We start from the raw sequence: 26,361 nt of genomic DNA, 5'->3' as shown, positions 1-26,361 counted from the left end.
GGACCTGCGAGGGGCGGAATCTGGCATGCCGCCACCATAGGCTCCCACTCGCCTAAGAACACCACAAAAGGGACATCCGTTGTGAGGTCCACCACCTCGACGTGCACCGCACACCCCGCCCGGGGGATGCTCGGCACGTGCAGTACACGAGCCAGCGAGACCGCAGCGCCACCCACCTCACCCACTGGGGAGCGGCCGAGATCACCAGCGACGGCCACCGCCTCACCTCCGTACGCCCGAGTCCGGACGACCCCGAACCCACCCCCGTACTGGAGAACCTCGCCGACGCACAGCACCACCCGACCCGCATCGACCGCCCGCACATCAGGCGCGGCTGGCTGGAGAACGGGCCGGGCCCCGGGCCGCGCGGCGACGACCCCTTCGTCCCGGTGAGCTGGGAGACGGCGCTGGAGGCGCTCTCCGGCGAACTCGCCCGCGTCTACGGCGAGTACGGCGCAGGCGCGGTCTACGGCGGCTCGTACGGGTGGGGCAGCGCGGGCCGGTTCCACCACGCGCAGAGCCAGGTCCACCGGTTCCTCAACGCGCTCGGCGGCTACGTCCAGTCGGTGCACAGCTACAGCTACGGCGCCTCCTCCGCGATCCTTCCGTACGTCCTCGGCACCAGTGCGGAGTGGACGATGCGGGGCTCTACCGCCTGGGAGGTGATCGCCGAACACACCGGGCTCCTCCTCGCGTTCGGCGGCATCTCGGGGAAGAACTCGCAGGCGGGCCCGGGCGGTGTCACCCGCCACACGCTCCGGGGCACGCTCCGCCGCACTCACGAGCGCGGCTGCCGCACCGTCTCGGTGAGCCCGCTCCGCGACGACACCCCCGAAGAGGCCGGCGCCGAGTGGCTCGCCCCTGCGCCGGGTACCGACACGGCGCTGATGCTCGCACTCGCACACGTCCTCGACGCAGAGGACCTCGCCGACCGCGCCTTCCTCTCCCGCTGCACCACCGGTTACCAGCGGTTCGCCCACTACCTCCGCGGCAGCGCGGACGGCGTCGCCAAGTCCCCCGAGTGGGCGGCGCAGCTCACCGGCCTCGACGCGGTGCGGATTCGGGAGCTCGCCCGCGAGATGGCCCGGACGCGCACCATGATCACGGTGAGTTGGTCGCTCCAGCGCACCCACCACGGGGAGCAGCCGGTCTGGCTCGGCGTCGTCCTCGCCGCGATGCTCGGGCAGATCGGCCTGCCCGGCGGGGGCTTCGGCCACGGCTACGGCTCCGCCGCCGACATCGGGCGCCCCCGCCGCGTCGCGTCCGCGCCCTCGCTCCCGCAGCACTTCGGCGCCCAGGCGCGCGGCACGTCCGCATACATACCGGTGGCCCGCATCGCCGACATGCTCCTCAACCCGGGCGCCGCCTACGAGTTCGACGGGCGGCACCTGCGCTACCCGGAGGTCCGCCTCGTCTACTGGTGCGGCGGCAACCCCTTCCACCACCACCAGGACCTCGCACGCCTGCGCCGCGCCTTCCGCCGCCCGGAGACCGTCGTCGTCCACGACCCGTTCTGGACCGCGACCGCGCGCCACGCCGACATCGTCCTCCCCTCGACGATGTCCGTGGAGCGCGACGACTTCGGCTCCGGCAGCAACGACCCCACGATGCTCGCCATGCCGGCGCTCACCAAGCCGCACGCCGAGGCGAGGGACGACTACGACGTCTTCGCCGACCTCTCCCGACTCCTCGGCCGCGGCGAGGAGTTCACCCGGGGACGCACCAGCCGCGAGTGGCTGCGCAGCCTTTACGACGACTGGCGCGCGCGCCTCACCGCAGACGGCCACCCGCTCCCCGACTTCGACGCCTTCTGGGCCGAGGGGCAACTCACCATCCCCGTCCCCGAACCCGGCCAGATCCTCCTCGCCGACTTCCGCGCCGACCCCGAGCGCCACCCGCTCCCCACACCGAGCGGCCGCATCGAGATCCACTCGGAGACCGTCGAGGGCTTCGGCTACCACGACTGCCCCGGGCACCCCGTCTGGCGCGAGCCCGCCGAGTGGCTCGGCAGCCCCACCGCCGTCCGCCACCCGCTGCACCTCGTCGCCAACCAGCCCCGCACGCGCCTCCACAGCCAGCTCGACGTCGGCGCGCACAGCCAAGCGAGCAAGATCCACGGGCGGGAGCCGGCCCGGATGCACCCCGAGGACGCAGCGGCGCGCGGCATCGAGGACGGCGCCCTCGTCCTGCTCCGCAACGGCCGCGGACGCTGCCTCGCAGGCGTCCGCCTCAGCGAGGACGTGCGCCGCGGCGTCGTCCAACTCGCCACGGGAGCCTGGTACGACCCCGACCCGGACGACCCGTCCTTCTGCCGCCACGGCAACCCCAACGTCCTCACCACCGACCGGCCCGCCTCCACCCTCTCGCAGGCCACCACGGGCGCCCACGCCCTCGTCGAGGCGGAGCCGTGGCGGGGTCCCGTGCCCGAACTGAGCGTGCTGGGGCCGCCGGAGACGGTGTGAGGGGGTACACCTGCCGGGGTTGCGGGTGACTCTTCGCGGGCCACGCGCAGTTGTGCGCCGCGGGGGCCCGGCTCGTGACGGCGGCGGTGCATTGCGGTTTCGTCGGCCGCTCGGGCCCGGGGACGGGGCGGTACCGGGTCCGAGCGGGGTCTCAGCCGCGGGGTGTGCGGCGGTGGACGCGGATGCGTTCGGGTGGGCGGAGGAGTTGGAGGCGGCCGTTGTCGAGATGGAGGACGCGGCCTCGGCCTGAGCTGCCGGGGGAGTAGAGGTCGACGATGGTGGCCCAGCGTCCGCCGTGCAGGACGCGGTCGCCGCGTTTGAGGTCGAACGGGCCGAGGCCGTCGGGGAGTTCGTACCAGCCGGTGCGGATCATGGCGGGGTTCCTAGAGGTAGATCTGCCGGTTGCAGGTGGCGCACCGTTTCCCGTCGGGCGTGAGCGCGCCGTCGTGGCGACACGGTGGGCCTTCCGGATTCGGCGGCGGCTCGGGGGAGTTGGGTACGTCAGGCTCCCGAGCGGGGGAACCACGCGCCATGCAGTACGCAGCAGAGGAAGTCGAGTAGGGGATCTGCGCACGCCCCGAGTCGGCGGTGCGCGGCATGTGCGGCCGGTTCACAGCCACCGTCCGGGGATGGCGCGGTACGGCCGGGTGACGTGCTCGCGGTACGTCAAGTGCGCGGGATGTGCGCGGAGATGGGCGGGGACCCAGCCGTGCGCCGTGTCGGGGTCGGCATCGGGTGGTCCCGTCTCGAAGCAGACGGCGCACTGCATCGCGTACGCGTGCGGTTCGGCGTCGGGCTCCTGGTCGCGGGTCACGGTGTACTCGCGGAGACGGTAGGTGCGTGGTCTGTCGGTGTTCGGCACGGAACCCCCGGCACATTGTCAGTGATTGGCTGCTCACTGACCGTAGAAGCGCCGAAGGTGGCGGCGGTCACAAATAGTGCCCCTCCGTCAGGAAGGCCCTGTCAGGCGCCGAGTACCCCCATCCTCACCGCGAGTTCCGAAGCGCGGCGGCGGCGCTCGGGAGCCTTCGCCTCGGTTTCCTCGAGGAGGATGCGCCGGGCATAGCCGTTGTAAGCGAGGGTTTCCGGGGCGTTCTCGTGTGCCTTGGCCAGGGTCTCCAGTGCTGCCTCGGACTTGCCGTCCAGGTGGTAGGCGCGCGCCTCTTCGATGCGGTGTCGCGCTCGGCGCGGTCGCGACGGGATGCCCTGTGCGTCGGCCTTGGTGGCCTGCCGTACGGACTCGCCACCGGCGTGGAGTTCGACCGCGAACGTGACGGCGTGGGCACCCATGATGGCGCGGGAGAAGCTGGTGACGGGGTGGTAGTAGCTCTTGGGCAGTTGCCCGGCCGTGCGATCGGCCTTGTCCCACCAGCCCCACGCTGTTCCCGTGTCGCCGCGTCGGGCCGCCGTGAAGCCGGCCGCGACCTGGAGCGACCCGGCGATCGCCCGCACGTTGTTGTCCGCGTCCGCGAGTTGCGGCTCAAGATAGGCCAGAGCTGCCCTGGTGACGCCGTCGGCGCCGTCGTAGTGGGCGGCGTCCCGGTGCGCCTCGGCCGTGAGCCACGCGGCCGTCCCGAACGCGTGCGGGTCCTCGGACTCCTGGGCGGCCACCATGCCGCGCTCGGCGACGCGCCACAGCAGCGCGGAGTCGGGTTGGTAGGCGAGGAAGAACTGACTGAGGGAGTACACCTCGGCAAGGACGGCCTGTGCCCTGCGCCGGTCCGGAGCGGTCGGCGCCTGCCGCGCGGCTGCCTGCGCGTCCCGGATCAGCCCGGGGAGCAACTGGCCGACGACTTCTCGGTGGTTCGGCGCGGAGTGCCGGGCCGCCCACGCCCTCGCGAGGCGAGCGCGGAGATGCTCCGGCGCCGGTGCCTCGCGGTCGCTGCCGGTCATGGGGAACGCGTCCACAGCGGCGCGCACCTCCGGCAGACGGGGATGTCCGGGGCCGACGAACAGATCGGCGGGCGTGCTGACATCGCCGGTCAGTTCCGACAGGTTGCGCACTCTCAGGACTTCGGCCAGGCGCAGCACCATCGGAAGACCGGGAGTCTTCAGGCGACCGCCCTCGATCGCCTTGACCCACGAGGGAGACTTACCGAGCAGTCCGGCCAGGATCACCTGACTCATACCGCGCCGAGTGCGTAGGACGCGCACACGCTCGCCGAACGCGACGGGTTCCGGGGTGGGTTCCGACACGACCTTGCCCCTATCTCTCTGCGGAGACTCGACATGCCACAGAGTATGAGGCAAGGCCGCTTCCGTGCTCGCGGTGACCGAATTCCCCCGGGTACGACGTAGCCCCCGTCAGCTGGGACGGGGGCTACGTAGGCAACTTGCAACTGCCGGAGATTTCCGCAGGACTTGGCCCGCGCACGCCGACGCGTCTTCTGCCGAGCACGACATCGCCACGGTATGAGGCCGGTGAGGGTGTGGCGCTCCGGAGCTCGATGAGCGCGGTGTCGACCGGGTGCGGGAGTGCGCACGCCATCCGGTCCGTCCACGCAACCACTCGCCCGCGGAGGAGTTCGGCCACCTAGCCCGGCAACTGCCCCTCGATAGCAGCCGTCACCTCGGCCGACTCCGGTTCGGTCTTCGGTGAGAAGCGGGCCACCACCGTTCCCTCGGGGGAGATCACGAACTTTTCGAAGTTCCAACGAATGTCTCCGGAGTGCCCCTCCGCGTCGGCGAACGGGGTGAGGCGCTCGTAGAGCGGGTGGCGGGTCTCGCCGTTGACGTCGACCTTCTCCGTCATCGGGAAGGTGACGCCGTACGTGGCGGAGCAGAACTCCGCGATCTCCTCGTGGCCGCCGGGCTCCTGGCCCATGAACTGGTTGCAGGGGACGCCGAGCACGGAGAAGCCGCGGTCGGCGTACCGCTGCTGGAGCTGCTCCAGGCCCGTGTATTGCGGTGTGAGGCCGCACTTGGAGGCGACGTTGACGATCAGCAGCGCCTTGCCCTCGTACTGGGCGAGGTCGGCGCTGCCGCCGGTGAGCGCGTTCAGTTCGACTTCGTGGACGGACGGTGCGGAGTTGTCAGGCATGCCCCGGATCGTAGTCCCGCCTCTTCCCGCATGGGGCGCGCCCCGGGTCGGGAGCCCGCAACTCCCTTACGCGTACGGGTGAATTGCTCGCTCTCGGTTTGTGGCTGCTCACGCACCGCTACCAGGATGGGGAGTTCCGGCACGGTGCAGCGCCGGGTACAGGCGTAGTCCGTCGAGGAGTTGGGTCGATTGAGCACGGAAGAAGGTTCTCCCGCGGTCTCGAGCGCGGAGCGCGTCGGGCGGGTCCGCGCAGGGGTGCGCGGATGACGGCCGGCGCGGTCGCGGTGACGGGCCTGGGTGTGCTCAGCCCCGCGGGCATCGACGTGGAGGAGACCTGGCGCGGCGTCTGCGCCGGGGAGCAGACGGCGGTCACCGACCCGCTCCTCGCCGAGCTGCCCGCCGGCTTCAGCTCCCGTGTCCCGGACCTTCCCCTCACAACGGGTTACGGCCGCCGCAAGCGCTGGCGCCTCGACCGAAGCAGTCAGCTCGCGATCTCGGCGGCCGAGGCGGCAGCCGCCGACGCCGGTCTGGAACCGGGAGGTTGGGACGCGACGCGCGTCGGCGTCGTCCTCGGCACCAGCCTCGGCGGCGCGCAGACCTGGGAAGCGCAGCACCGCAAGTTCCTCAGCGACGGGCCGCGCGCGGTGAGCGCCGCGCTGCTGCCGATGGTGATGCCGAACATGCCGTCGGGCGAAGTGGCGATGGCGCTCGACGCACGCGGCCCGAGCATGGCCGTCTGCACGGCGTGCGCCTCGGGGGGCACGGCTCTCGCCACGGCACGCGAGTGGCTCCTCGCCGATGCCTGCGACGTCGTCCTCGCGGGCGGGGCCGAGGCGGCCGTCACGCCGCTCGTCGCCGCCGGGTTCCAACGCGTCGGCGCGCTCTCCCGCCGCACCTCCGAACCGGCCGCCGCCTCCCGCCCGTTCGCCGCCGACCGGGACGGCTTCGTGCTCGGCGAGGGCGCGGGCGTCCTCGTGCTGGAGCGCCTGGAGCACGCCCGCGCCCGCGGCGCGGCCCCGCGCGCTCTTCTTGCGGGCGCAGGCACGAGCACCGACGCGCACCATCCGACGACCCCGAGCCCCGAGGGCCGCGTGGCCGAGGCGGCGGTGCGCGAGGCCCTCGCCTCGGCCGGCGTCACCGCGGCCGACGTCGACCACGTCAATGCGCACGGCACCTCCACCCCCGTCGGTGACGCCACCGAGGCGGCGCTGCTCGCCCGCGTCTTCCCCCAACTGCCGAGCACGACCTCGGCGAAGGGCTCGCTCGGACACCCGCTCGGCGCGGCCGGCGCCGTCGAAGCCGCCCTCACGGTCCTCACCCTCCAGTACGGCCTCGTCCCCCCGACGGCCAACGTGGACGCGGCCGACCCGGAGCTGGAGATCGACCTCGTGACCAAGGTCGCGAGGGAGCAGCGCGTGGAGGTCGCACTGAGCAACTCCTTCGGCTTCGGCGGGCAGAACGCCGCCCTCGTCCTCGCCCGCGCCTGACAGATGCGTCCATGTGCGCGGCCGCCGGACGAGGGACACGACGGAGCGACCCGGGCGGCAAGGGCCCCCGCGTGACGGGAATCACCGCGGCGATCTGTCCGGAAGATCCCGGGCCCGGAGGAGCATTGGCACGCGGGGAACCATCGCGTCCCTTTTCTTCGTTCTTGACTCTGCAGTAGCGTGCTGTTTTTGCCAACGCATTACGCTGGACGCAAGGCCGTGCGGTACGGCCATGGAGGAGTGAGATGAGGAGCAGCAACCCGGTCTTCTCGCGACGGGGGTTCAGCCGCGAAAACGGCTACGCCGGATTCCAGGGCGCGCAGCAGCAGCCCGTCCCCGGCAACCCGTACGCGAACAACCCCTACGCCCAGCCGCAGACCGCAGGCCAGCCGTACGGCGTCCCGCAGGCCCCGCAGCAGACCGGCCGCATGACCATCGACGACGTCGTGACGCGGACGGGTATCACCGTCGGCCTCGTCGTCGTGATGGCGGCCGTCGCCTGGATCACGGACCTCTCCCTCGGCCTCGCCATCGGCGCCGGGCTCGTGGCGATGGTCCTCGGCTTCGTCCAGGCGTTCAAGCGCAAGGCGTCGCCCCCGCTGATTCTGGCCTACGCCGCGTTCGAGGGCCTCTTCCTCGGTGCGATCAGCAGCTTCATCGACAGCCAGATCGCCAACGGCGCCGCGATGCAGGCGGTGTTGGGCACCATGGCGGTCTTCACCGCCGTGCTCATCATGTACAAGACGCGCATCATCCGCGTCACGCAGCGCTTCTACCGCTTCGTCATGGCGGCAGCGATCGGCTTCGTGCTCCTGATGGGCGTGAACCTGCTCTTCGCCGTCTTCGGCGGCGGTGACGGGCTCGGCTTCCGCAGCGGCGGCCTCGGCATCCTCTTCGGGATCATCGGCATCTGCCTCGGCGCGCTCTTCCTCGCGCTCGACTTCAAGCAGGTCGAGGACGGCGTCGCGTACGGCGCTCCGCGTGAGGAGTCCTGGCTGGCGGCCTTCGGTCTGACGATGACCCTCGTCTGGATCTACATGGAGTTCCTCCGCCTGATCGCGATCCTCCAAGGCGGCGACTGACCGGCCGCCGTGCCGCACCGCCGGGGACGGCGGGCGACACGGCGGACCTTGGGACCGTCCGCGTTGTTGCGATGCATACGACGTCGCCGCCGTTCCCCTCCGCAGGGGAACGGCGGCGACGACGTGTGCATCGCGAGCACGGAAGAGCCCCCGAGGCGATGCCTCGGGGGCTTGTTGTGCGCTCGGCTTCCGTTGCCGGCCCGTGGAGCGCCTGCTCCGGCCGGCTCGGCGCCGGCGGCCCGTCTCAGGTCAGTCGGAGGTTGCGTGCGGCGCGGCGCAGGTCGTGTTCGTGGATGATCGCTTTTGCATGCCCGTAGGCGAGGTTATGCTCACCGCGGAGCCAACTCACCTTCTCCTCGAAGCGGAAGAGGGCGGGGCCTTCGTCGACGGTGCGGAGCCACTCCGAGACCTCGCGGCCGGTGCAGTGGGGGATGCGGGAGAGGAGGTTCTGGTGGGTCTCTTCGGAGATGATCTGGGACATCGGCGCCTCCGGACGCTTTCCGGTGAGTCCTTGCGGACACGTTGCCTGAGCCCGGAGACGTTGGCAACAGTCCGCGAGTCCCTCGTACGCTTGAGCCGTGTTCGACACCGCTGAACTGACCACCGCCGTGGAGCGCCTCGCCGACCGGCTGCGCGCCATGCCGCAGAGCAGACTGGAGCGGGGGGCCGCTGCCGAAGGCCGGGCGCTGGCGGAGGAGTTGGCGCTGCGTGCGCAGCGGATCGAGTTCCCCGGTGCCGAGCCCGCGCGCATGCCGGACGCCGGTGTCTTCCCCGTCGGCGACCAACTCGCCGTCGCTGGCGCCGACTTGGTGGTCGCGCTCGCCGCCGCGCACGCCCCGGGCATGGGGCATGCGCCCCCCGCCGAGCGGGAGCGGGAGCTGGACGAAGCGCTGCGGCTCGTCGAGGAGGCGGCGCAGCGGGTGCGTTGAGCGGCGGGGCTGGGGCTCAGAGGGAGGCGATGACGCGGTCGGCGAGCAGATACGCGGTCCCGTCCTCGCCGAAGGCGAAGGTGAGCGCGTAGGCGCCGGAGATGCTGGAGCCGCCGAGCAGGTACGGCTCCTCGCCGCGGTCCAGCGCCGCGGCGAGACGCTCGCTCGTCTCGCGGTGGCCGGGCGAGAGGCAGACCGTCGTGCCGTCCTCGAAGACGTAGACGTCGAGGGTGCCCAGCGGCCCCGGGCGCACGTCGGTCAACGGCGTCCGGGCGCAGGCGAGTTCGGCGAGCCGCTCGACGGTCCGCTGGTGCTCCCCGACGGCTGGCGCGGGCGCGTGCGGCGCCGGCTCCGCGCGCACGGCGTCGCCGCGCAGGTCGTAGTCGCGGTTGGACGGGTGCCTGCGGCGGGCCGCGGCGAGCTCGGGCGGCTCCGCATCGAGGGCTTCCTCGGACTCCGCCGAGGCGAGCGCCGGGTCGGCCGCGGACTGCTCGTCGGGCTCCGACGGGGTCTGCGCGCCGGCGTCGTCGCGGGGGGCTGCGGCCTCCTCGGACGGCAGGGGCTCCGAGGCGCCGAAGACGGTGGTCCCGTCGGCACGGGCGTCTTCGTCGGGGAGCGGGGACCAGAGGCCGTCGAGGGACGGGAGGTCGTCGGCGGGGCACGGACCCTCGGGGCCCGACTGGCGGGGGATGAACAGCTCGCCGTCGAACGGCTCTTCGTCGTCCCGCAGGCCGTCGTACTCGGGAACGCCGGGTGCGACGACGTACTCGGTGCCGTGGCCTTCGAGGGTCTCCCCCTCGTCGACGCAGCGGGCCTCGCGCGCGGCCCAGAAGGCACGGGCCTCGGCGAGCTCGCGTTCCCGCTCCTGGGCGAGGGCCTCGCTGACGGCGGCGCGGATCTGGTGTGCATGGCCGTCGCGGGCCTCCGGTACGGAGGGCTCGGTCCGCAGCGCCTCGTCGAGGCGGGTGTGGAGCGACGCCACCTGCCGGCGCAGGTCGCGGACCGCGTAGGCCGTGTAGACGGTGGCACAGCCCAGGGCCGTGGCTCCAGCCGCGGCGCACAGCAGGCTGAGGGATATGGCGCTCACTGACGTACTCCCGGTTCCGGTCCTACTCCCCCTGAATTCCTACAACAAGCTGTCTCCTCAAAGCTCTTCGACCGTAGAGCAAACCGGAGCCAAAGGGACAGGTGGCGGTTGTCGGCCGTGCCAGGGGCACCGCTGTGACCTGGTGAAACACGGGGCGCTTCGGGGATATGTCACATCCTGGGGCCGCTTCGGTCTCGCCCGAGTATCGCCGCGTGACGCCGTGGACACACACCGCGCCCGCCCGCGGGACGGCGGGCGGGCGCGGTGACGCGGCACCGAAGCCTCCGGTGCCCGAGCCGTTCAGCCAAGGCGCTCCAGCACCATCGCCATGCCCTGGCCACCGCCGACGCACATCGTCTCCAGGCCGAACTGCTTGTCGTGCCACTGGAGGGAGTTGAGGAGCGTCGTCGTGATCCGTGCGCCCGTCATGCCGAAGGGATGGCCGACGGCGATGGCGCCACCGTTGACGTTGAGCTTGTCGAGGTCGATGCCGAGGTCCTGGTAGGAGGGGATCACCTGCGCCGCGAACGCCTCGTTGATCTCCACCAGGTCGATGTCGGAGACCGACATCCCGGCGCGGGAGAGCGCCTGCCTGCTCGCCTCGACGGGACCGTAGCCCATGATCTCGGGGGAGAGCCCCGAGACGCCCGTGGAGACGATCCGCGCGAGCGGCGTGAGCCCCAACTCGCGTGCCTTGGTGTCCGACATGATCACCAGCGCCGCCGCGCCGTCGTTGAGCGGGCAGCAGTTGCCCGCCGTAACGCGGCCGTCGGGACGGAAGACCGGCTTCAGGCCCTCGACCCCTTCCAGCGTGACCCCGGCGCGGGGCCCGTCGTCCTTGCTCACCACCGTGCCGTCCGGGGTGGTGACCGGGGTGATCTCGCGCTCCCAGAAGCCGTCGGCGAGCGCCTTCTCCGCGAGGTTCTGCGAGCGGACGCCGAACTCGTCCATCTCCCGGCGACTGACGCCCTTGTGCCGGGCGAGGTTCTCCGCGGTCTGGCCCATCGCGAGGTAGACGTCGGGGACCTTGCCGTCCTCGCGCGGGTCCGTCCAGCTCTCCGCGCCCTGCTCGGCGACGGCCGCGGTGCGGGCCTCGGCCTCGGCGAAGAGCGGGTTATGGGTGCCGGGCATCCCGTCGGAGCTGCCGTTGACCTGCCGCGAGACGGTCTCGACGCCGGCCGAGACAAAGACGTCGCCCTCGCCCGCCTTGATCGCGTGCATCGCCATGCGGCTCGTCTGGAGCGAGGAGGAGCAGTAGCGGGTGATCGTGCACCCGGGCAGGTGGTCCATGCCGAGCTGGACGGCGACGACGCGGCCGAGGTTGTGCCCCTGCTCGCCGCCGGGAAGGCCGCAGCCGAGCATCAGGTCGTCGATCTGCCGCGGGTCGAGTTCGGGGACCTTGGCGAGCGCGGTGCGGACGATCTCCGCGGTGAGGTCGTCGGGGCGCACGTCCTTCAGCGACCCCTTGAAGGCCCGGCCGATCGGCGAGCGGGCGGCGGACACGATGACGGCTTCGGGCATCACGGCTCCTGTGGGTACGCGGTTCGGCGCGCGGGGACGGCGGTCTCAAGCGGGAAGCTACCCGTACGTAGCGTGCCGGTCACGGCCGGAGGCGTGTGATGCCCGCCTCTTTCTGAGCAAGCGCTCTGTGGGTAGCGGGCGCTCGGGGCGGCCGGCGCGCGGCCGACCGGACGTCCGGTGCGGAGCGTCAACCCGTGCCGCCCGAGCGGGAGTTGGCGTCCCCCAGCTCCTCCGTCCGCTCCGGGGTTCCGGTCGCTCTGGACTCGCCGGGGGTGCGGCGCGAGGCAGGGGTCCCGCCGCGCGCGGGAGGCTCGGCGGCCTCCGGCGCGCGGGTGTGCTCCACGCCGACGTCCTCCGGCGGGGGCAGCCGCCGACGCCGCCTGTGCTTGAGGAGCGCCCAGGGTCCGCGCACGCCGGCGACCTCCGTGCCGCCTTCGGCCGCCGCCTCGGCCGCAGCACGCGCGACGGGCAGGATGCCCTCGCGCCGGGACGCGACCGGGTGCTCGTCCTCCGTCGGCCAGAGGCCGAGCGCGGCGCAGAGCGTCGGGAGCACCGCCATGGCCGCGGTGGCGTAACCCTCCGTCGAGGGATGGTAGTTGTCGGGGCCGAAGAGCTCGTCGGGGTTGGCGGCGAACTCCGGGCCGAGCAGGTCGCTCAGCGAGACGGTGCGGCCGCCCTCCTCGACGACCGCGATCGTCTGCGCCGCCGCCAACTGACGCGACAGCCGCCGCGCGATCCAGCGCAGCGGCTGTCCGACCGGCTCGATGGTGCCGAGGTCGGGGCAGGTGCCGACGATCACTTCGCACCCGGCGGTGCGGAGTCTTGCCACCGCGTCGGAGAGGTGCCGCACCGAACGGGCGGGCGGCATCCGGTGGGTGACGTCGTTGGCGCCGATGATGACGACGCACACGTCGGGCGCGCCGCCTGCCTCGCGGGCGCCGAGCACCATGGTGACCTGCCGTTCGAGGTCGTCGGACTGGGCGCCGGAGAGCGCGACGTTCTGGAGCTCGACGGGGCGCTCCGCGACGGCGGCGAGCGCCGAGGCGAGCCGCCCACCGGGCGTGTGCCGTGCGTGGTGGACGCCGAGGCCCGCGGCCGTCGAGTCGCCGAGGAAGGCAAGTTGCAGCGGCTGCAAGGGCGTTGAGCGTTCGGTGAAGGCGGCTCCGTACCGTCCGTCGGACGGTGGTGGTTCACCGACGGTGCCGCCGACCTTTCGTTTGGCGAGCTGCACCTCGGTGAAGAGCAGGCCCACGGCGGCTCCTCCGAGCAGCCCGAGGCCGCCGCTTCCGTAGGCAGCGGCGGTTGCGATCCGCCGGGCCACTCTGGCACTCGCCGCCTTCGACATCGGCATTTTGCTGGTCCGCCTCCCGCGTGTGCGTGTGGGGTCGACTCTCTCGTGTGAGGGAGCCCGGGCGCGGCTCTCGTGGGGGAGCCTGGGTTGCGGGGCGGGGGCGCGGTGCTCCGCGCGTGCCCCTCACTGACTGTGTTGCCCCGTGAGGCCGATCCTGCAACGCCCTTCAGCCGTGCGCGTGTTGCTCGCCCCGTGCGTCACCTCCGCTCGACCGTGCGCCGCATCCGCCGGACATCCGTGCGAAAGCCCCGTCTCCCGGCGCGGTGCCCCCGGCGTCCGGGTGCGCCGGCGTGCGCGTGCGGCGTCCGGGCTCCGCTGTGTGCCGGGCGTAGAAGATCGGCGCCGAGTACCCAAGGAGCGAACACCTCTCATACGGTGTCGCCACGGGCGAGCGACGGTGCCGCCCCGAGACGCACGGAGACCACGGTGCAGTATCACGACTCGATGATCGAGCTTGTCGGCAACACCCCGCTGCTCAAGCTGAACTCAGTCACGGAAGGGATCGAGGCGACCGTCCTCGCCAAGATCGAGTACTTCAACCCCGGAGGGTCGGTCAAGGACCGCATCGCGGTCCGGATGATCGAGGAGGCGGAGGCATCGGGGAAGTTGCAGCCGGGCGGCACGATCGTCGAGCCGACCTCGGGGAACACCGGGGTCGGCCTGGCGATCGTCGCCCAACGCAAGGGGTACAGGTGCCTCTTCGTCTGCCCCGACAAGGTCTCGACCGACAAGATCAACGTGCTCCGCGCCTACGGTGCCGAGGTGGTCGTCTGCCCGACGGCGGTCGACCCCAGCCACCCGGACTCCTACTACAACGTCTCCGACCGCCTGGTCCGCGAGACGCCCGGCGCCTGGAAGCCCGACCAGTACAGCAACCCGGACAACCCCCGCTCCCACTACGAGACGACGGGCCCCGAGGTGTGGAAGCAGACCGAGGGGCGGATCACCCACTTCGTCGCCGGCATCGGCACCGGCGGGACGATCAGCGGGACCGGCCGGTACCTCAAGGAGGCGAGCGAGGGCGCGGTGCGGATCGTCGGCGCCGACCCCGAAGGCTCCGTCTACTCCGGCGGATCGGGACGCCCCTACCTCGTCGAGGGCGTCGGCGAGGACTTCTGGCCCGACACCTACGACCGCAAGGTCTGCGACGACATCGTCGCCGTCTCGGACCGGGACTCCTTCCAGATGACCCGCCGCCTCGCCAAGGAGGAGGGCCTCCTCGTCGGCGGCTCCTGCGGGATGGCCGTCATGGGCGCGCTGGAGGTGGCACGCGGCCTCGGCCCCGACGACGTGGTGGTGGTGCTCCTCCCCGACGGCGGGCGCGGCTACCTGAGCAAGATCTTCAACGACGAGTGGATGAACGACTACGGCTTCCTCGACGGCGGCCAGCACGCGGCCCGCGTCGGCGACGTGCTCCGCCACAAGGAGGGACCGATGCCCTCGCTCGTCCACATGCACCCCGACGAGACGGTCGGCGAGGCCATCGAGGTGCTGCGCGAGTACGGCGTCTCGCAGATGCCGGTGGTCAAGCCCGGCGCCGGACACCCCGACGTGATGGCGGCCGAGGTGATCGGCTCCGTCGTCGAACGCGAGCTCCTCGACGGCCTGTTCGCCCAGCGGGCGTCCCTCGACGACCGCCTGGAGAAGCACATGAGCGCCCCCCTGCCGCACGTCGGCTCGGGCGAGGCGGTCGCCGAACTGATGACGGTCCTGGAGCGCGCCGACGCCGCCGTCGTCCTCGACGGCGGCAAGCCCGTCGGCGTGGTGAGCCGCCAGGACCTGCTGGCGTTCCTTGCGGGGGAGACGGTCACGGGCTGAGGGGAGGCCCCGTCGGGAGGCGGGGCCGTTTCCTCCGAGACCGACCGCGGTGTGGGGTACCGGCCCGCATGTCGGCTCGTCAGAGGGCATCCCCCTCTCACCGCTTGCGAGTTCCTCGGCACTCTTTCCGCCGCTGAGCGGAGAAGGGCAGCGTACCGGGCTCATGCATGCCGTCGGCTCTTGTCGGGTCTCCGCGCCCGGCGATATTCTCAGCAAATTTCCTTGGTGCCAGTGTAGTTGGGCTTTCAGGTCACGAGGCGTACTGCCGAGGGTGACGGCAGTCCGGCGTGCCGACGCCGACTCCGTTCTCTCCGGGACAGAGGGCGAAGAGAATCGGGAACGCATGTCAACCTTCGATGACGAGTGGGTCGACCTCAAGGACCGTGCCACCCAACGGTTGCAGCTGGCCAATGCCGGCTCGGAAGGTGGTGGGGGGAGTGGAGCCGCGCCGGACGTGAAGTCCTCGCAGAGTGGGTGGGCCGCTGCGAGTAAGGCTGTGCGTGGCCTTCGGAAGGGGGTCAAAAAGGCACTCGGTGAGCTCGAAACGAGTCAGCGCGGCGCCGGTCCCAAGGGCGCGGTCGGCGGTCTGCAGAGCGCCGCGGCTCAGCGTGAGCTCTACAGGACCTGGGAGGCCTATGTCGACGCGGTCGACCGTCGCTGCGGCGAACTCGCCGGGAAGCTCAGCACTGCGGACGAGCAGCACCATACGAACGACGCCGCCAAAGCGAGCTCCTTCCGCCGCACGGACACCACCGTCGACGTTCCCGATGACGGCGATGCCAGGACAAAAGCGGCGCCCGGTCAAGAGGCCGGTGAGTCCTGATGGTCGATGTCGCAACGATGCGTGAGCTCGATCCGGAACAGTTCAGTCAGGCCGGTGACGGATACCACTCGGTGCGCAGCATGGCCGACGAGGCGAAGAGCCGGGTCGGTGAAGGCATCGTGCCGAAGATGGACGCGGACCTGCGGGGCGAAGCGGCCACCGCCGCGGCCACATCGCTGCGGGGCCTTACTGCGAACTTCCACTACATGCAGACGGAGTGCGGGCTCGCACACGCCGCACTCAACGCCCTGACCGCCGAACTGCGAGCCGCCAAGAAGAAGTTCGACACTGCGCAGGAGGAAGCCGAAACCGCCGGGTTCACAGTCCACCTGGACGGTTCCGTCACCTACCCTGCGGCGGGTGAGAAGGTCGACGGTAAACAGCCCGACGGAGGTACGGTCACCGGGAATTCTCGGGGCGCACCGAGCGGCCGTCTCATTGATCCGGCGACCGACGCCGATTCGGCTGCGGACGCGATCAGAAGACAGGCCGACAATGCCAGCCCCAACCCGCACTATGGCGCGGCAGTTGACATCGCCGACCGCATCGCGGAAGCGCTGCAGGAGGCGACGGAAGCCGACGAAAAGTGGGCGCGCAAGCTCCGCGGTCTCAAGGCCGACGACGATCTGCACGTCTCGCGTAAGGACTGGCTCGGTGTCCGGGACGACATGCGCGGCATCAGGAAGGGCGCCGGCGACTACCTGAAGCCGCCCGAGGACCGTTCTCCCGCTGCGAACGCCCGCTGGTGGAAAAACCTTTCCGAGGACGAGCAAGACGACTACATCTCCCTCCACCCCGCCAGCATCGGCGCCATGGACGGCCTTCCGGCCGACGCTCGTGACGAGGCCAACCGAACGGTGATGACCGAGACGAAGGCCGGTTACGAGCTGGAGCGAGCCGCCATGCCAGCGGAGCCGAAGAAGTACACCTGGATCAACACTTATGAAGGGAAAGTGAAAGTCCCGAGCAAGGAGTGGATAGCCTGGAACGCTGAGTACGGTGAGCGTAAGAAGCACCTTGATTCCACTCTGAACGGCATCGAAGCAGTGCAGGACCGCTTCGACCGCACTGGTGACAGAGGACTGCCCGAAGCGTGTCTGTTGGGCTTCGCCCCGAAGGGCGAAGGTGACGGGAAAATAATCCTCGCCAATGGTGACCCGGACGGGGCGGCGCACACTGCCGTTCACGTTCCGGGGACGGGAACGAGCCTCGGCGGGATAGACGGAAACCTCGATCAGAATGACAAGCTATGGCGCAACAGCGCCAGACTGGCGCCCGGGGAATCCGTCTCCACGATAACCTGGTTCGACTACGACGCTCCCGACAGCATTCCCCAGGCCACTCAGAGCGGTTGGGCCGAAGACGGTGGGCCGAGGCTTCAACGCTTTCTTGAAGGTACCGAGGCGGCACAGGGAGGGCCCCACTCCAGCCACACCACTGTTTCCGGGCACAGCTACGGCAGCACCGTCGTCGGCGAAGCCGCCAAGCACCACGAGCTTCCGGCCGACGACGTGATGGTGGAGGGCAGTCCGGGAATGCAAGTGGAGCACGCCCGCGACCTTGGCGTCGGGGCCGACCACGTATGGGCGCTGGGCGCAGATTGGACCTGGGACGACGCGATAGTACGGCATGGCGGTCGGATGATGGGGCTCGGTGAAGATTCCATGATTCCCACGGACGATGGGTTCGGTGCGAACGTCATGGACTATGGCGAGTACCGCGGGTTCTCGGGGCACGGCGGTTTCTGGGACGAGGAGGGAAACAAGCCGTCGACGAGCCTTTTGAACATGGCGAGCGTTGTGGTAGGCCAAGGTGAGCAAGTGGAACTGGATTGACCATGAGAAAACAGCGAAGGCGCCTGTTTCCCCTTTTGGGAACGAGTGCTGTGGTGGCGGGGTTTCTACTGGTCGGAGTGGTGGGATGCTCGGTGTCGGACAGCGGGGTCACAGGAAAGGGCAAGGGGTCGGAAGACGAGCAGTCCGATGCCGAGTCGAGGCTTGGGTATCGGCCCGAGGTGCGGAACCCGCTGTCCGCCGAGGAGGAGGTGAACCGAATCTCCGACCGGGTGCGGGGTTGGATGGACCTGAAGAGCAAGGTGACTGATATGGAGGCGGCCGCCGGTTCCTGTGAGGCGGTGGACCCGGATTACACCAAGTACTTTGTGGTCAACCATCCGTGGAGTGTGCACAATGTTGAAGAGGGGAGCCTTGCACAAGCGATGCAGAACCTACGGGAAAGGCTGCCCCGACATGGCTGGAAGATCACCAAGGACGGCAAGATGAACAGTAAAGCGGGGGACCCCGAAATCGTCGCCGTCGAACCGAGGACGCATCACTTCCTCACCGTCCAGTGGCGAAGAGGTCTCACCGGGAAAGTCTCGGAACTCATCAGCGTCGATGTCGATTCGCGGTGCTATCGCGCACCGAAGGGAACGGACTTTCCTCCTCGCTGACCGCGGTCGTGCGCTCTACCTCTGGGGGACTCAGGAGCCGGCAGCGGGGTGTGAGGAGGGGATGCCGCCGCCGGACCGTTCCTCGGCGGTGATGCCGACCGGCAGCTGCTACTAGCGCCCGTGGACGCAACGGTGCTGATCCACGCCCCGAGGCGCGGGAGCCGTCCGACGAGACGAACGGCCCCGTCCGCGAGGCTGGTTCAAGGCCGCTTCCGGATGGCGTGGTGACGGCGGAGGCGTCCGTGCCGGCCGGCGGCCCTGGGCTGCTGTGTCGAGGCGGAGGCGACCCGCGCGACCGCTGACACAGGCGATCAAGGCGTGCACAATGCTCCGATGATTTACCTGACTTCGCACACTCCGGACGCAGCCAGAACCGCCCCGGTCGCGGCGACGCGCATATGATCACCGACGGTTTTCTCTACCTCGGCGTTCTGCTGGCCCTGGCCGCGTGCATCGTCTATCTGACGCAGCGGCGCAGCTACCGCGTCTTCAGGTACGTACCGGGCTTCGTGCTGCTGTACCTGGGCGCGGCGCTGCTGAACACCGTCGGCGTCTTCGGCGACTCCGAGTCGGTGGAGGCGACCGGCACCGCCGTCCAGGACGCCCTTCTGCCGGCGATGATCCTGCTGCTCCTCTTCCAGTGCGACCTGCGGCAGATCATCAAGCTGGGCCCCAAGTTGCTGCTGACGTTCTTCGTCGCGTCGCTCGGCATCGTCGTCGGGTTCGTCGTCACCTACCTGATCTTCCAGGTCTGGCTGCACCCCGAGGCGCACAAGGCGCTGGGCGCGCTCGCCGGGTCGTGGACGGGCGGGTCCGCGAACATGGTGGCGGTGCAGGGGATCGTGCACGCGCCGGAACGCATCTTCGGCTACGTGCTCATCGTGGACACCGTGCTGTACTCGCTGTGGCTGCTGCTGATGTTCGGCTCCGTCAGCTTCTCCGATCGCTTCAACCGCTGGACGCGGGCCGACACCACCTACCTCGACGCCCGGACCGGTGCCGACGCGGAGAAGGACGGGGCGCAGAAGGCCCCGATCGACCTGGCGTCGCTCATGGCTCTGATCGGTGGCAGCCTCTTCGTCTCCGCCCTGGCCACCTGGCTCGGCGGCCAACTGCCCGAACTCGGGGCGGTCGTCAACAGCACCACTTGGGCGATCCTCTTCGTCAGCGTGCTCGGGCTGGTCATCGCCTCCACGCCGCTCGGCAGGACCGCCGGCTCCTCCGAGCTCGCAGTGGTGATGCTGTACGTCATCGTCGGCATCATCGCCTCCGAGTCCGACTTCAGTTCGCTCGCCGAGGCGCCGCTCTATCTGGCGGCGGGTGCGGTGGTTCTGCTGGTGCACCTCGGCATCCTGGCGGTGTACGCGAGGCTCGCCCGCGTCGAGCTGTTCAGCCTGGCCGTGGCCAGTACCGCCAACGTCGGTGGCATCGCCTCGGCCCCCGTGGTGGCCAGTGCGTTCAACCGTCAACTGGTGCCGGTCGGGGTGCTGTTCGCCCTCATCGGTTCCTTCATCGGTACGTTCACCGGGCTGACGACCGTCCAGATCCTGTCGGCGCTCTGACGGGGAGGACACCGCACGCCCTACAGCTCGCGAGCAGCACGGGGCCCTGCGCTAGGGACCCTCGCAGCCGGCGGGACGGCGTCCGCCGCGCCGGGGCGCCAGGTCTCGATCCAACTGTCACCACGCCGAAAACCCCGGTTAACACGCATACCCCAGAGTGGAGTCCATCGGCGTCAGCGGACCTCCGGAGCGGCTCCCGGACCTCCACCGACGCCCAGGCGCGGCCGGTCCTGACCCGGTGCGCGTCCGGCGGGGGCCGTCGTCGTCCCGCCCCTGGTACGCGTACCGGGGTGCGGCGGTCCCCGCCTTGTCACGTCGACCGCCGGGCTCCGCGGGACGTTCCGCCGGCGAAGATTCAACTGCCGTCGTCGCCAAGGTCCTTGCGTCGGTCCTTCGGTGGTGGGAACCACGAGCGGCTCGCCTGTACCGCGTTGACGGCGACGATGCCGCCCCAGCAGGTGAGGAGCCCGGCGAGCCCCGCGTTGGCCACCGCGATCGCGGAGAGCGGTACGGCGAGGACGAGGGAGACGACGGCGAGGCCGAGCCGTGCGCCGAGGCCGTCGGGGAGCCCGGAGGAGTGCTGCTGGGTGCGGCGCGGGCGCGTGTCCCCGCGTGCGACGACCATCTGTTGCTCGGCCAACTGCCGCCGCACGCGCTTGTCGACGACGGAGTCGAACCGCTCCTCCATCTTTTCCAGGAAGGACTCGACGAGGGCCGTCTCGTACTCGGGGCCCAGTTCCTTGCGGGTCCCGATGGCGGCGTCGATGTCGCGCTTCAGGTCGGAATCGCCAGCGTTCATGCCGGGTACGGTACGGCGCCGGCCCCGGGGGCGCAGTGGGGCTAGCCCCCGGATCGGGGCTGGCTGGAGACGGCGCGCGCCGGCGCCCGTAGAGTCGGCGGAACGGGCCTGCGGCGCGGGCCGCCGAGGCACGGGAGGAGAGACGGGATGGCGAGCCCCAGTGCGCGGCTTCAGCGGCTCTTCGAGGGGCGCAGGCTGACCCCGACGCAGCGCCGCATCGCGCACAGCCTGGTGCGGCGCGCGGCCGAGGCGCCGTTCCTCTCCAGCGTCGAGCTCGCCGAACTCGCCGGTGTCAGCCAGCCGTCGGTGACCCGCTTCGCCGTGGCGCTAGGCTTCGACGGCTACCCGGCGCTCCGCCGGTACCTCCGCGAGTCGGCGCCGGACGGGGCCGAGACGGACGAGGGGGCTCCGCTCGGCGAGTACCAGCAGGCGGTGCAGGCCGAGATCGCCAACCTCCGCCGTCTCGCCGCACTCCTCGCGGAGCCGGCGCCCGTGGTGCGTGCGGCGCGGCTCCTCGCCGGTTCACGGCCGCTGCCCGTGCTCGGGCTGCGTGCCGCCGCCGCGCAGGCGAGCGGCTTCTCGTACTTCGCGGCCAAGGTCCACCCCGACGTCCGCCCGCTCACCGAGGGCGGCTCGATGCTCCGCGACCGGCTCGACGCGAGCGTCCGGGCCGGTGCCGAGGCGCTGCTGTGCTTCGCGCTGCCGCGCCATCCGGTGGAGGTGGTGGGCGCGTTGGAGCACGCACGGAGCGCGGGGCTGCGGATCGTCACGGTCGCGGACAGCGCCTTCGCGCCGGTCGCGCACCCGGACGACCTGCTGCTCCCCGCGGACGTCGGCACGGGCCTCTCCTTCGACACCGCGTGCGGGCCGATGCTTCTCGGCCGGGTGCTGCTGGAGGCGATGTGCGACGAACTTCCCGACGCGCAGGCGCGGTTGGAAGAGTTCGACGCGAGCGCGGCGGAGCGGGGGCTCTTCGCGGAGTGACGCGGGTGCGCGTGCCGGCCGCCCCCGGTTGTCGTCGATGATTCTGCGCGACTGCTGCGCACCGCGTCGTCTTCGGTGATCCCACTCGGGCGGGCCTGAGGTGAACTGCGGTGAGCGCTACGTCGGTTGGGCGGTGCCTCGGCTCCGGTCGATTGCCGGCAGCCGTGAGCGGCGAGGTCGGTGCGCGGCGAACTCCGTTGCGGTCCGGTCTGGTTGACCGCTGCTCTCGCGCCCGGGTCCGACAGTCAACGACTCGACGCCCGGGTTGCGCCCGGCCTCTCCATGGGCCACCCCTCGCAACGGCACTCCGGCACCGGCCGCGCTTGCGCGCGAACGGATCGGCCGCCGCGATCAGCTCGACACCGAGCGCCGTCCGATACGCCTGACCTCCGCTCCCCGGACTGGCCGACGAGGGCGCATGCTCGGCGCCGCCTCCTCGCCCGAACCGCCCACCCGCCGGCGAACGGACCGCCGGGCCACGCCCAGGGCGTCCCAGCCCCTCGGCCACGGGCCACCGCCCGGCGGCAGGCGTTTCGCGTGCCCGACGACGGGGCTCCCGCCCCGGACGCGCCACTGGCGAGCTGCGGCAGTTTTCCTCCTAGGGGGCTTGCACGGGAACTATCTAAGCCCTTAGATTTTTGGCACTTGCTCGAAAACGGGCCGCACGCGGCCCGGCGACCGGCCGGCAGGAGGCCAACGATGGTGCAACTCCCCGCGGACGAAGTGCTCATCGCGGGGGAGTGGCGGCGCGGAGCAGGAGCGCCGATCGAGACGGTCGACCCGTCGGACGGCCGAGTCCTCACCACCGTCCACGCCGCGACCGCCGCGCAGATCGAGGAGGCCGCCGAGGGCGGCGCCCGCGCCGCGGCCGAACCCGTGTGGCGCGACCAACTCCCGCACCACCGGGCCGCGTTGCTCCGCCGCATCGGCGACCTGGTCGAGGAGAACGCGGCGCACCTCGCCGCGCTCCAGACCGCCGACACGGGCAAGACCCTCGCCGAGACCGGCGCCCTCGTGCACAGCGCGGCGGGCACCTTCCGCTACATGGGCGCGGCGGTCGAGACCGCCGAGGCCGAGGTGACGCCCTCCCGCGGGGCCTACGTGACGCTGAACGTCTACGAGCCCTACGGCGTCGTCGGCGCCGTCACCCCGTGGAACTCGCCGATCGCCAGCGACGCGCAGAAGATCGCGCCGGCGCTCGCGGCGGGGAACGCCGTCGTCCTCAAGCCCGCCGAGTGGACGCCGCTCGTCTCGCTCGCGCTGGGGCGCCTGATCACCACCGCGCTCGCCGAGCAGGGCCTCCCGGCCGGGTTGCTCTCGGTCCTCCCCGGGCCCGGCCGCGTCATCGGCGACGCGCTCGTGCGGCACCCCAGGGTGGGGAAGGTGTCGTTCACCGGCGGCACCCGCACCGGGCGGGCCATCGGGCACGCGGCAGCGGAGAAGGTCATGCCGGTGACGCTGGAGCTCGGCGGCAAGTCGCCGACCGTCGTCTTCGACGACGCCGACGTGGAACAGGCCCTCGCCGGCGTGGAGTACGGCATCTTCTCCTCGTCCGGGCAGGCGTGCGTGGCCGGTTCGCGGCTCTTCGTCGCGCGGTCGCTCTACGACGAGTTCCTCGGCGAACTCGTCGAGCGCACCCGGAAGTTGCGGATCGGCCCGGGCACCGACCCCGCGACGCAGGTCGCCCCGCTCGTGCACCGCAGGCACCGGGACGCCGTCGCCGCGTACGTCGACCTCGCGCGCTCGGAGGGGGCCAGGGTGCTCTGCGGCGGCGGCGTCCCGGAGGGGCCGCGGTACGAGGACGGCGCGTACTACCTGCCGACCGTCCTCGACGGCCTCCCCAACTCGGCCCGCACCTGCCAGGAGGAGATCTTCGGGCCCGTCCTCGTCGCCCTCCCCTTCGACGACGAGGACGATCTCGTCGCCCAGGCCAACGACACCGTGTACGGCCTCGCCTGCGGCCTGTGGACGCGGGACGCGCGGAGGGCGTGGCGGGTGGCCCGCCGGATGGAGGCGGGGACGGTGTGGATCAACACCTACAAGCAGTTCAGCATCGCCACGCCGTTCGGCGGCATGAAGGAGAGCGGCCTCGGCAGGGACAAGGGCCGCGACGCCGTCCGGGCCTACCAGCGCCAGAAGGCCCTCTATTGGGGCACCGACGACTCACCGCTCCCCTGGGCGCGGTAGCCGGAAACCGCCGAGCCAAGAGCCCGTGAGACACGTGAAGTGGGAGAGAGCAATGGAGCAACCCGCCGCACCCAGCGCACCGGTGGCCCGGCTGCGCGCCCTGCGCTCCGTCGAACTGCGCACCACGCAGTTCGGCGCCGCCGCCGACTTCTACTCGGAAGTGTGGGGCCTGGAGGTCGTCGAGACCGAGCGGGGGGCGAGCTGGCTGCGCGGCACCAACGAGCAGCACCACATCCTCCAGCTCACCGAGGCCGACCGCACCGCGCTCGGCCGGATCAGCTTCGCCGTCGCCACCCCCGCCGAGGTGGACGAGGCCGCGCGGCGCCTCCTCTCGCGCGGCATCGTCCCGGTGACCGGGCCCGGACCGCTCGACCAGGTGGGCGGCGGGTACGGACTGCGGTTCGCCGACCCGGAGGGCCGGCTCATCGAACTGAGCGCCGAGACCTGGGCCGTTCCGCCGCGCGGGCGCGAGGAGGCGCTGCCCGTCGGCGTCACGCACACCGTCCTCAACACGGCCGACATCGACGCCTCCGTCGCCTTCTACCGCGATGTCCTGGGGATGCGCGTCTCGGACTGGTCCGAGCACCAGATGGCGTTCCTGAGGTGCAACGCCGACCACCACTCCATCGCCTTCAACCAGGCGGAGTGGGCGTCGCTCAACCACGTGGCGTACGAGATGAGTTCGGTCGACCACTTCATGCGCGGCCTCGGACGCCTCCGCCACCACGGCGTGGTGCCGAAGTGGGGCCCGGGGCGGCACGGTCCGGGCAACAACACCTTCTCGTACTTCACCGATCCGTCGGGGCTCGTCTGCGAATACACCTCGGACGTTGCGCAGATCGTCGAGGACACCTGGATCTGCCGCGTCTGGCGGCGCACGCCCGAGCTCTCCGACCTGTGGGGCACGGCGGGGCCACCGTCGCCCGAGATCCGCTCGCACATGGCGGGCTCTCCCGACCCGGGGCCGCTCGCGGACGGCGTCGATTCGTCGGCGCTCGGCGGGCGTTCGGGGGTGCGGGCATGAGTGTCCTGGAGGCCGCCGAGGGCGCCGGGCGGGCCGGTGTGCGGCACGTGCGGCGCGTGGGGCTCATCGGCTGGGGAGCCATCGGACGGGTGGTGGGCCGGGCGCTCTCCGAAGGGAAGGTGCCCGGCGCGGAGTTGGCCTGCGTCGTCGACAACAGGCCGCGCGGCGAGACGCTCCCGGTGCCCCAACTCCCCTTCGCCGAGGCTTTGGAGGAGTGCGATCTCCTCGTCGAGGCGGCGGGGCAGGCCGTGGTCCGCGAGTGGGGGGAACGCATCCTGCGCTCGGGCGCCGACCTGCTCGTCGTCTCCACGGGTGCGCTGACGGACCGCGCGCTCACCGAGCGGCTGCGGCGGGCCGGGCCCGGACGCGTGCACTTCACCGCGGGCGCCGTCGGCGGACTCGACCTGCTTCAGGCGGTGACGGCGCTCGGCCCGCTGGAGCACCTCGAGCTGACCACGACGAAGCTCCCCGAAACTCTTCGACAGCCCTGGATGGACGCGGAGTTGACCGCACGGCTCGCCGACGCGACGGGCCCCGTCGAGTTGATGCGCGGCACGGCGCTCGACGTGCCGGCGAAGTTCCCCAAGTCGACCAACGTGGCCGCGACCGTCGCCGTCGCCGTGGGCGACCCGGAGCAGGTGCGGGTGCGCGTCGTCGCCGACCCGGGCGCCGTGCGCACGAGACACGTCATCGAGGCGGCGGGCCCGATGGGCCGCTACCGCTTCGAAGTGGAGCACGAACCCGACCGCGACAACCCCGCGACGAGCAGCGTCGTCCCGTACGCCGTGCTGCGCAGCCTCGGGGTGCTCGCGGGCGGCGGGGGGAGGGTCCTGTGAACGCGGAGGAGGACGGCACGTTGGACGGTTCGGCGGTGCGGAGCAGCGCGCCCTACGACATCGCGCGGCTCCATCTGGAGGAGTCGGGAGACGAAGGCCCGCTGCTGCTCTGCCTGCACGGCATCGGCTCCTCCTCGGCCTCGTTCGCCCCGCAGTCGGAGGCGTTCGGCGACCGGATGCGCGTCGTCGCCTGGGACGCTCCCGGCTACGCGCGCTCCGCCGATCCGCAAGTCCCCCTGGACCTCGACGGGTTCGCCGACACCGCGGCGGCGCTCATCGCCTCACGCGCGGCCTCTGCACACGTCCTCGGGGTCTCCTGGGGCGGCGTCGTGGCCCAGCGACTCGCCCTGCGTCACCCGGAGTTGGTCGACGGACTGGTCGTCGCGGACAGCTCCGTCGGCTCCGGTGCGGAGCCGGCGCAGACCGAGGGGATGCGTCAACGAGTCGCGCAGCTGGAAGAGTTGGGGCCGAGGGCGTTCGCGGAGCAGCGCGCGCCCCGGCTGCTCTCCGACGGGGCTCCGGCCGAGCTGGTGCAGCACGTCGTCGACACCATGGCCGAGTCGGTCCGGCTGCCTGGCTACGCGTACGCGGCGGAGTCGATGGCGGCGACCGACCTCAGCGGCGAGATCGGCGCCCTCACCGTGCCCGTGCTGGTGCTGTGCGGCTCCGAGGACCGGGTCACGGGGCCCGGGGCGAGCCAGCGGATCGCGGGCTCCGTCCACAAGTCCGCGTACGTCGTCGTCAACGGCGCAGGGCACCTCGCCAACCAGGAGCGGCCCGGAGCCTTCAACGACTGGGTCCTCTCCCACCTGCGGATCGCGGCGCTCATCCCCGAGTTCAGCGGCATGCCGAAGCCCGGAACCGGTCCCTGAGAAGGCCGCGCCCGAGCAACCGACCACCAAGAGAAGGAGCATCAC

At 71.3% G+C, this 26,361-nt stretch carries 23 protein-coding genes; 14 read left to right on the top strand and 9 right to left on the bottom strand.

What is annotated here, in order from left to right; all coding sequences use genetic code 11:
* Positions 1-137 precede the first annotated feature (137 nt).
* Positions 138-2,462: a molybdopterin-dependent oxidoreductase gene (locus F603_RS0115795; protein WP_019546979.1), complete on the top strand. Its 2,325-nt coding sequence runs from the start codon at positions 138-140 to the stop codon at positions 2,460-2,462.
* A 151-nt stretch (positions 2,463-2,613) separates the two neighbouring features.
* Here the strand turns inward: F603_RS0115795 and F603_RS0115790 are convergent, their stop codons facing one another.
* The 4 genes from F603_RS0115790 to F603_RS0115775 form a co-directional block, all read right to left on the bottom strand.
* Positions 2,614-2,835, bottom strand: coding sequence for a hypothetical protein (locus tag F603_RS0115790; RefSeq protein ID WP_019546978.1), 222 nt, complete (start codon positions 2,833-2,835; stop codon positions 2,614-2,616).
* Between the two features lie 237 nt (positions 2,836-3,072).
* A complete protein-coding gene (locus tag F603_RS0115785) occupies positions 3,073-3,324 on the bottom strand; it encodes a DUF7848 domain-containing protein (protein WP_019546977.1) in 252 nt (83 codons plus the stop codon).
* Positions 3,325-3,425: 101 nt separating this feature from the next.
* On the bottom strand, positions 3,426-4,658 hold the full coding sequence (locus tag F603_RS0115780; RefSeq protein ID WP_026328457.1) for a helix-turn-helix domain-containing protein: 1,233 nt from the start codon (positions 4,656-4,658) through the stop codon (positions 3,426-3,428).
* Positions 4,659-4,995: 337 nt separating this feature from the next.
* Positions 4,996-5,502, bottom strand: a complete 507-nt coding sequence (locus F603_RS0115775; protein WP_019546975.1) for a glutathione peroxidase — start codon at positions 5,500-5,502, stop codon at positions 4,996-4,998.
* Between the two features lie 263 nt (positions 5,503-5,765).
* On the opposite strand from F603_RS0115775, the gene F603_RS0115770 reads away from it, so the two are divergent.
* Both F603_RS0115770 and F603_RS0115765 read left to right on the top strand, forming a co-directional pair.
* Positions 5,766-6,989 carry a beta-ketoacyl-[acyl-carrier-protein] synthase family protein gene (locus tag F603_RS0115770; RefSeq protein WP_019546974.1) on the top strand — a complete coding sequence of 408 codons (1,224 nt, stop codon included), beginning with the start codon at positions 5,766-5,768 and terminating at the stop codon, positions 6,987-6,989.
* Between the two features lie 245 nt (positions 6,990-7,234).
* Positions 7,235-8,071 carry a Bax inhibitor-1/YccA family protein gene (locus F603_RS0115765; RefSeq protein WP_019546973.1) on the top strand — a complete coding sequence of 279 codons (837 nt, stop codon included), beginning with the start codon at positions 7,235-7,237 and terminating at the stop codon, positions 8,069-8,071.
* 244 nt (positions 8,072-8,315) lie between these two features.
* Here F603_RS0115765 and F603_RS0115760 read toward each other — a convergent pair whose 3' ends face one another.
* Positions 8,316-8,552, bottom strand: coding sequence for a DUF4287 domain-containing protein (locus F603_RS0115760; protein WP_019546972.1), 237 nt, complete (start codon positions 8,550-8,552; stop codon positions 8,316-8,318).
* 97 nt (positions 8,553-8,649) lie between these two features.
* Here F603_RS0115760 and F603_RS0115755 point away from each other — a divergent pair, with 97 nt between their 5' ends.
* Positions 8,650-9,000: a hypothetical protein gene (locus F603_RS0115755; RefSeq protein ID WP_019546971.1), complete on the top strand. Its 351-nt coding sequence runs from the start codon at positions 8,650-8,652 to the stop codon at positions 8,998-9,000.
* Between the two features lie 16 nt (positions 9,001-9,016).
* Here F603_RS0115755 and F603_RS0115750 read toward each other — a convergent pair whose 3' ends face one another.
* The 3 genes from F603_RS0115750 to F603_RS32270 form a co-directional block, all read right to left on the bottom strand.
* The gene (locus tag F603_RS0115750; protein WP_019546970.1) at positions 9,017-10,087 is read right to left on the bottom strand and encodes a hypothetical protein; all 1,071 of its coding nucleotides are present in this window, start codon (positions 10,085-10,087) and stop codon (positions 9,017-9,019) included.
* Positions 10,088-10,387: 300 nt separating this feature from the next.
* Positions 10,388-11,608: an acetyl-CoA C-acetyltransferase gene (locus tag F603_RS0115745; RefSeq protein ID WP_019546969.1), complete on the bottom strand. Its 1,221-nt coding sequence runs from the start codon at positions 11,606-11,608 to the stop codon at positions 10,388-10,390.
* 187 nt (positions 11,609-11,795) lie between these two features.
* Complete coding sequence (locus F603_RS32270) at positions 11,796-12,953, bottom strand: SGNH/GDSL hydrolase family protein (RefSeq protein ID WP_078503679.1); 1,158 nt, start codon at positions 12,951-12,953, stop codon at positions 11,796-11,798.
* 432 nt (positions 12,954-13,385) lie between these two features.
* On the opposite strand from F603_RS32270, the gene F603_RS0115735 reads away from it, so the two are divergent.
* From F603_RS0115735 to F603_RS0115715, 5 genes are all read left to right on the top strand, one after another.
* Positions 13,386-14,777: a cystathionine beta-synthase gene (locus F603_RS0115735; RefSeq protein WP_019546967.1), complete on the top strand. Its 1,392-nt coding sequence runs from the start codon at positions 13,386-13,388 to the stop codon at positions 14,775-14,777.
* 343 nt (positions 14,778-15,120) lie between these two features.
* Complete coding sequence (locus F603_RS32265) at positions 15,121-15,600, top strand: hypothetical protein (protein WP_019546966.1); 480 nt, start codon at positions 15,121-15,123, stop codon at positions 15,598-15,600.
* Entirely contained in the window at positions 15,600-17,435 is a 1,836-nt protein-coding gene (locus F603_RS0115725) for an alpha/beta hydrolase (RefSeq protein WP_019546965.1), read from the top strand. Before F603_RS32265 ends, F603_RS0115725 begins: the two co-directional genes overlap by 1 nt.
* Before the next feature lie 92 nt (positions 17,436-17,527).
* The gene (locus F603_RS0115720) at positions 17,528-18,052 is read left to right on the top strand and encodes a hypothetical protein (RefSeq protein WP_158678646.1); all 525 of its coding nucleotides are present in this window, start codon (positions 17,528-17,530) and stop codon (positions 18,050-18,052) included.
* Positions 18,053-18,450: 398 nt separating this feature from the next.
* Positions 18,451-19,614, top strand: coding sequence for a DUF819 family protein (locus tag F603_RS0115715; RefSeq protein WP_019546963.1), 1,164 nt, complete (start codon positions 18,451-18,453; stop codon positions 19,612-19,614).
* Between the two features lie 355 nt (positions 19,615-19,969).
* Here F603_RS0115715 and F603_RS0115710 read toward each other — a convergent pair whose 3' ends face one another.
* Entirely contained in the window at positions 19,970-20,413 is a 444-nt protein-coding gene (locus tag F603_RS0115710; RefSeq protein WP_019546962.1) for a hypothetical protein, read from the bottom strand.
* Between the two features lie 147 nt (positions 20,414-20,560).
* Between F603_RS0115710 and F603_RS0115705 the strand changes: the two genes are divergently transcribed.
* The 5 genes from F603_RS0115705 to F603_RS0115685 all read left to right on the top strand — a co-directional run bounded on the left by F603_RS0115705 (position 20,561) and on the right by F603_RS0115685 (position 26,316).
* Positions 20,561-21,397, top strand: a complete 837-nt coding sequence (locus tag F603_RS0115705) for a MurR/RpiR family transcriptional regulator (RefSeq protein ID WP_019546961.1) — start codon at positions 20,561-20,563, stop codon at positions 21,395-21,397.
* Positions 21,398-22,096: 699 nt separating this feature from the next.
* A complete protein-coding gene (locus F603_RS0115700) occupies positions 22,097-23,584 on the top strand; it encodes an aldehyde dehydrogenase family protein (protein WP_019546960.1) in 1,488 nt (495 codons plus the stop codon).
* 52 nt (positions 23,585-23,636) lie between these two features.
* On the top strand, positions 23,637-24,608 hold the full coding sequence (locus tag F603_RS0115695) for a VOC family protein (protein ID WP_019546959.1): 972 nt from the start codon (positions 23,637-23,639) through the stop codon (positions 24,606-24,608).
* Complete coding sequence (locus F603_RS0115690) at positions 24,605-25,444, top strand: aspartate dehydrogenase domain-containing protein (protein WP_019546958.1); 840 nt, start codon at positions 24,605-24,607, stop codon at positions 25,442-25,444. The genes F603_RS0115695 and F603_RS0115690 overlap by 4 nt, the downstream gene beginning before the upstream one ends.
* Positions 25,441-26,316 (top strand): alpha/beta fold hydrolase, encoded by an 876-nt coding sequence (locus F603_RS0115685; RefSeq protein WP_019546957.1) that lies wholly within the window; start codon positions 25,441-25,443, stop codon positions 26,314-26,316. Before F603_RS0115690 ends, F603_RS0115685 begins: the two co-directional genes overlap by 4 nt.
* Positions 26,317-26,361: the final 45 nt, after the last annotated feature.

The organism is Streptomyces sulphureus DSM 40104, assembly GCF_000381025.1.
Lineage (GTDB): Bacteria > Actinomycetota > Actinomycetes > Streptomycetales > Streptomycetaceae > Streptomyces > Streptomyces sulphureus.
The sequence above is the reverse complement of the archived record's forward strand: the minus strand, read 5'-3'. Positions and strand labels throughout refer to the sequence as shown.

Coding starts and splice junctions, on each gene's coding strand:
- F603_RS0115790 (WP_019546978.1), bottom strand. CDS start 2,835: ATGATCCGCACCGGCTGGTACGAACTCCCCGACGGCCTCGGCCCGTTC.
- F603_RS0115775 (WP_019546975.1), bottom strand. CDS start 5,502: ATGCCTGACAACTCCGCACCGTCCGTCCACGAAGTCGAACTGAACGCG.
- F603_RS0115770 (WP_019546974.1), top strand. CDS start 5,766: ATGACGGCCGGCGCGGTCGCGGTGACGGGCCTGGGTGTGCTCAGCCCC.
- F603_RS0115765 (WP_019546973.1), top strand. CDS start 7,235: ATGAGGAGCAGCAACCCGGTCTTCTCGCGACGGGGGTTCAGCCGCGAA.
- F603_RS0115760 (WP_019546972.1), bottom strand. CDS start 8,552: ATGTCCCAGATCATCTCCGAAGAGACCCACCAGAACCTCCTCTCCCGC.
- F603_RS0115745 (WP_019546969.1), bottom strand. CDS start 11,608: ATGCCCGAAGCCGTCATCGTGTCCGCCGCCCGCTCGCCGATCGGCCGG.
- F603_RS32270 (WP_078503679.1), bottom strand. CDS start 12,953: ATGTCGAAGGCGGCGAGTGCCAGAGTGGCCCGGCGGATCGCAACCGCC.
- F603_RS32265 (WP_019546966.1), top strand. CDS start 15,121: ATGTCAACCTTCGATGACGAGTGGGTCGACCTCAAGGACCGTGCCACC.
- F603_RS0115725 (WP_019546965.1), top strand. CDS start 15,600: ATGGTCGATGTCGCAACGATGCGTGAGCTCGATCCGGAACAGTTCAGT.
- F603_RS0115715 (WP_019546963.1), top strand. CDS start 18,451: ATGATCACCGACGGTTTTCTCTACCTCGGCGTTCTGCTGGCCCTGGCC.
- F603_RS0115710 (WP_019546962.1), bottom strand. CDS start 20,413: ATGAACGCTGGCGATTCCGACCTGAAGCGCGACATCGACGCCGCCATC.
- F603_RS0115705 (WP_019546961.1), top strand. CDS start 20,561: ATGGCGAGCCCCAGTGCGCGGCTTCAGCGGCTCTTCGAGGGGCGCAGG.
- F603_RS0115700 (WP_019546960.1), top strand. CDS start 22,097: ATGGTGCAACTCCCCGCGGACGAAGTGCTCATCGCGGGGGAGTGGCGG.
- F603_RS0115695 (WP_019546959.1), top strand. CDS start 23,637: ATGGAGCAACCCGCCGCACCCAGCGCACCGGTGGCCCGGCTGCGCGCC.
- F603_RS0115690 (WP_019546958.1), top strand. CDS start 24,605: ATGAGTGTCCTGGAGGCCGCCGAGGGCGCCGGGCGGGCCGGTGTGCGG.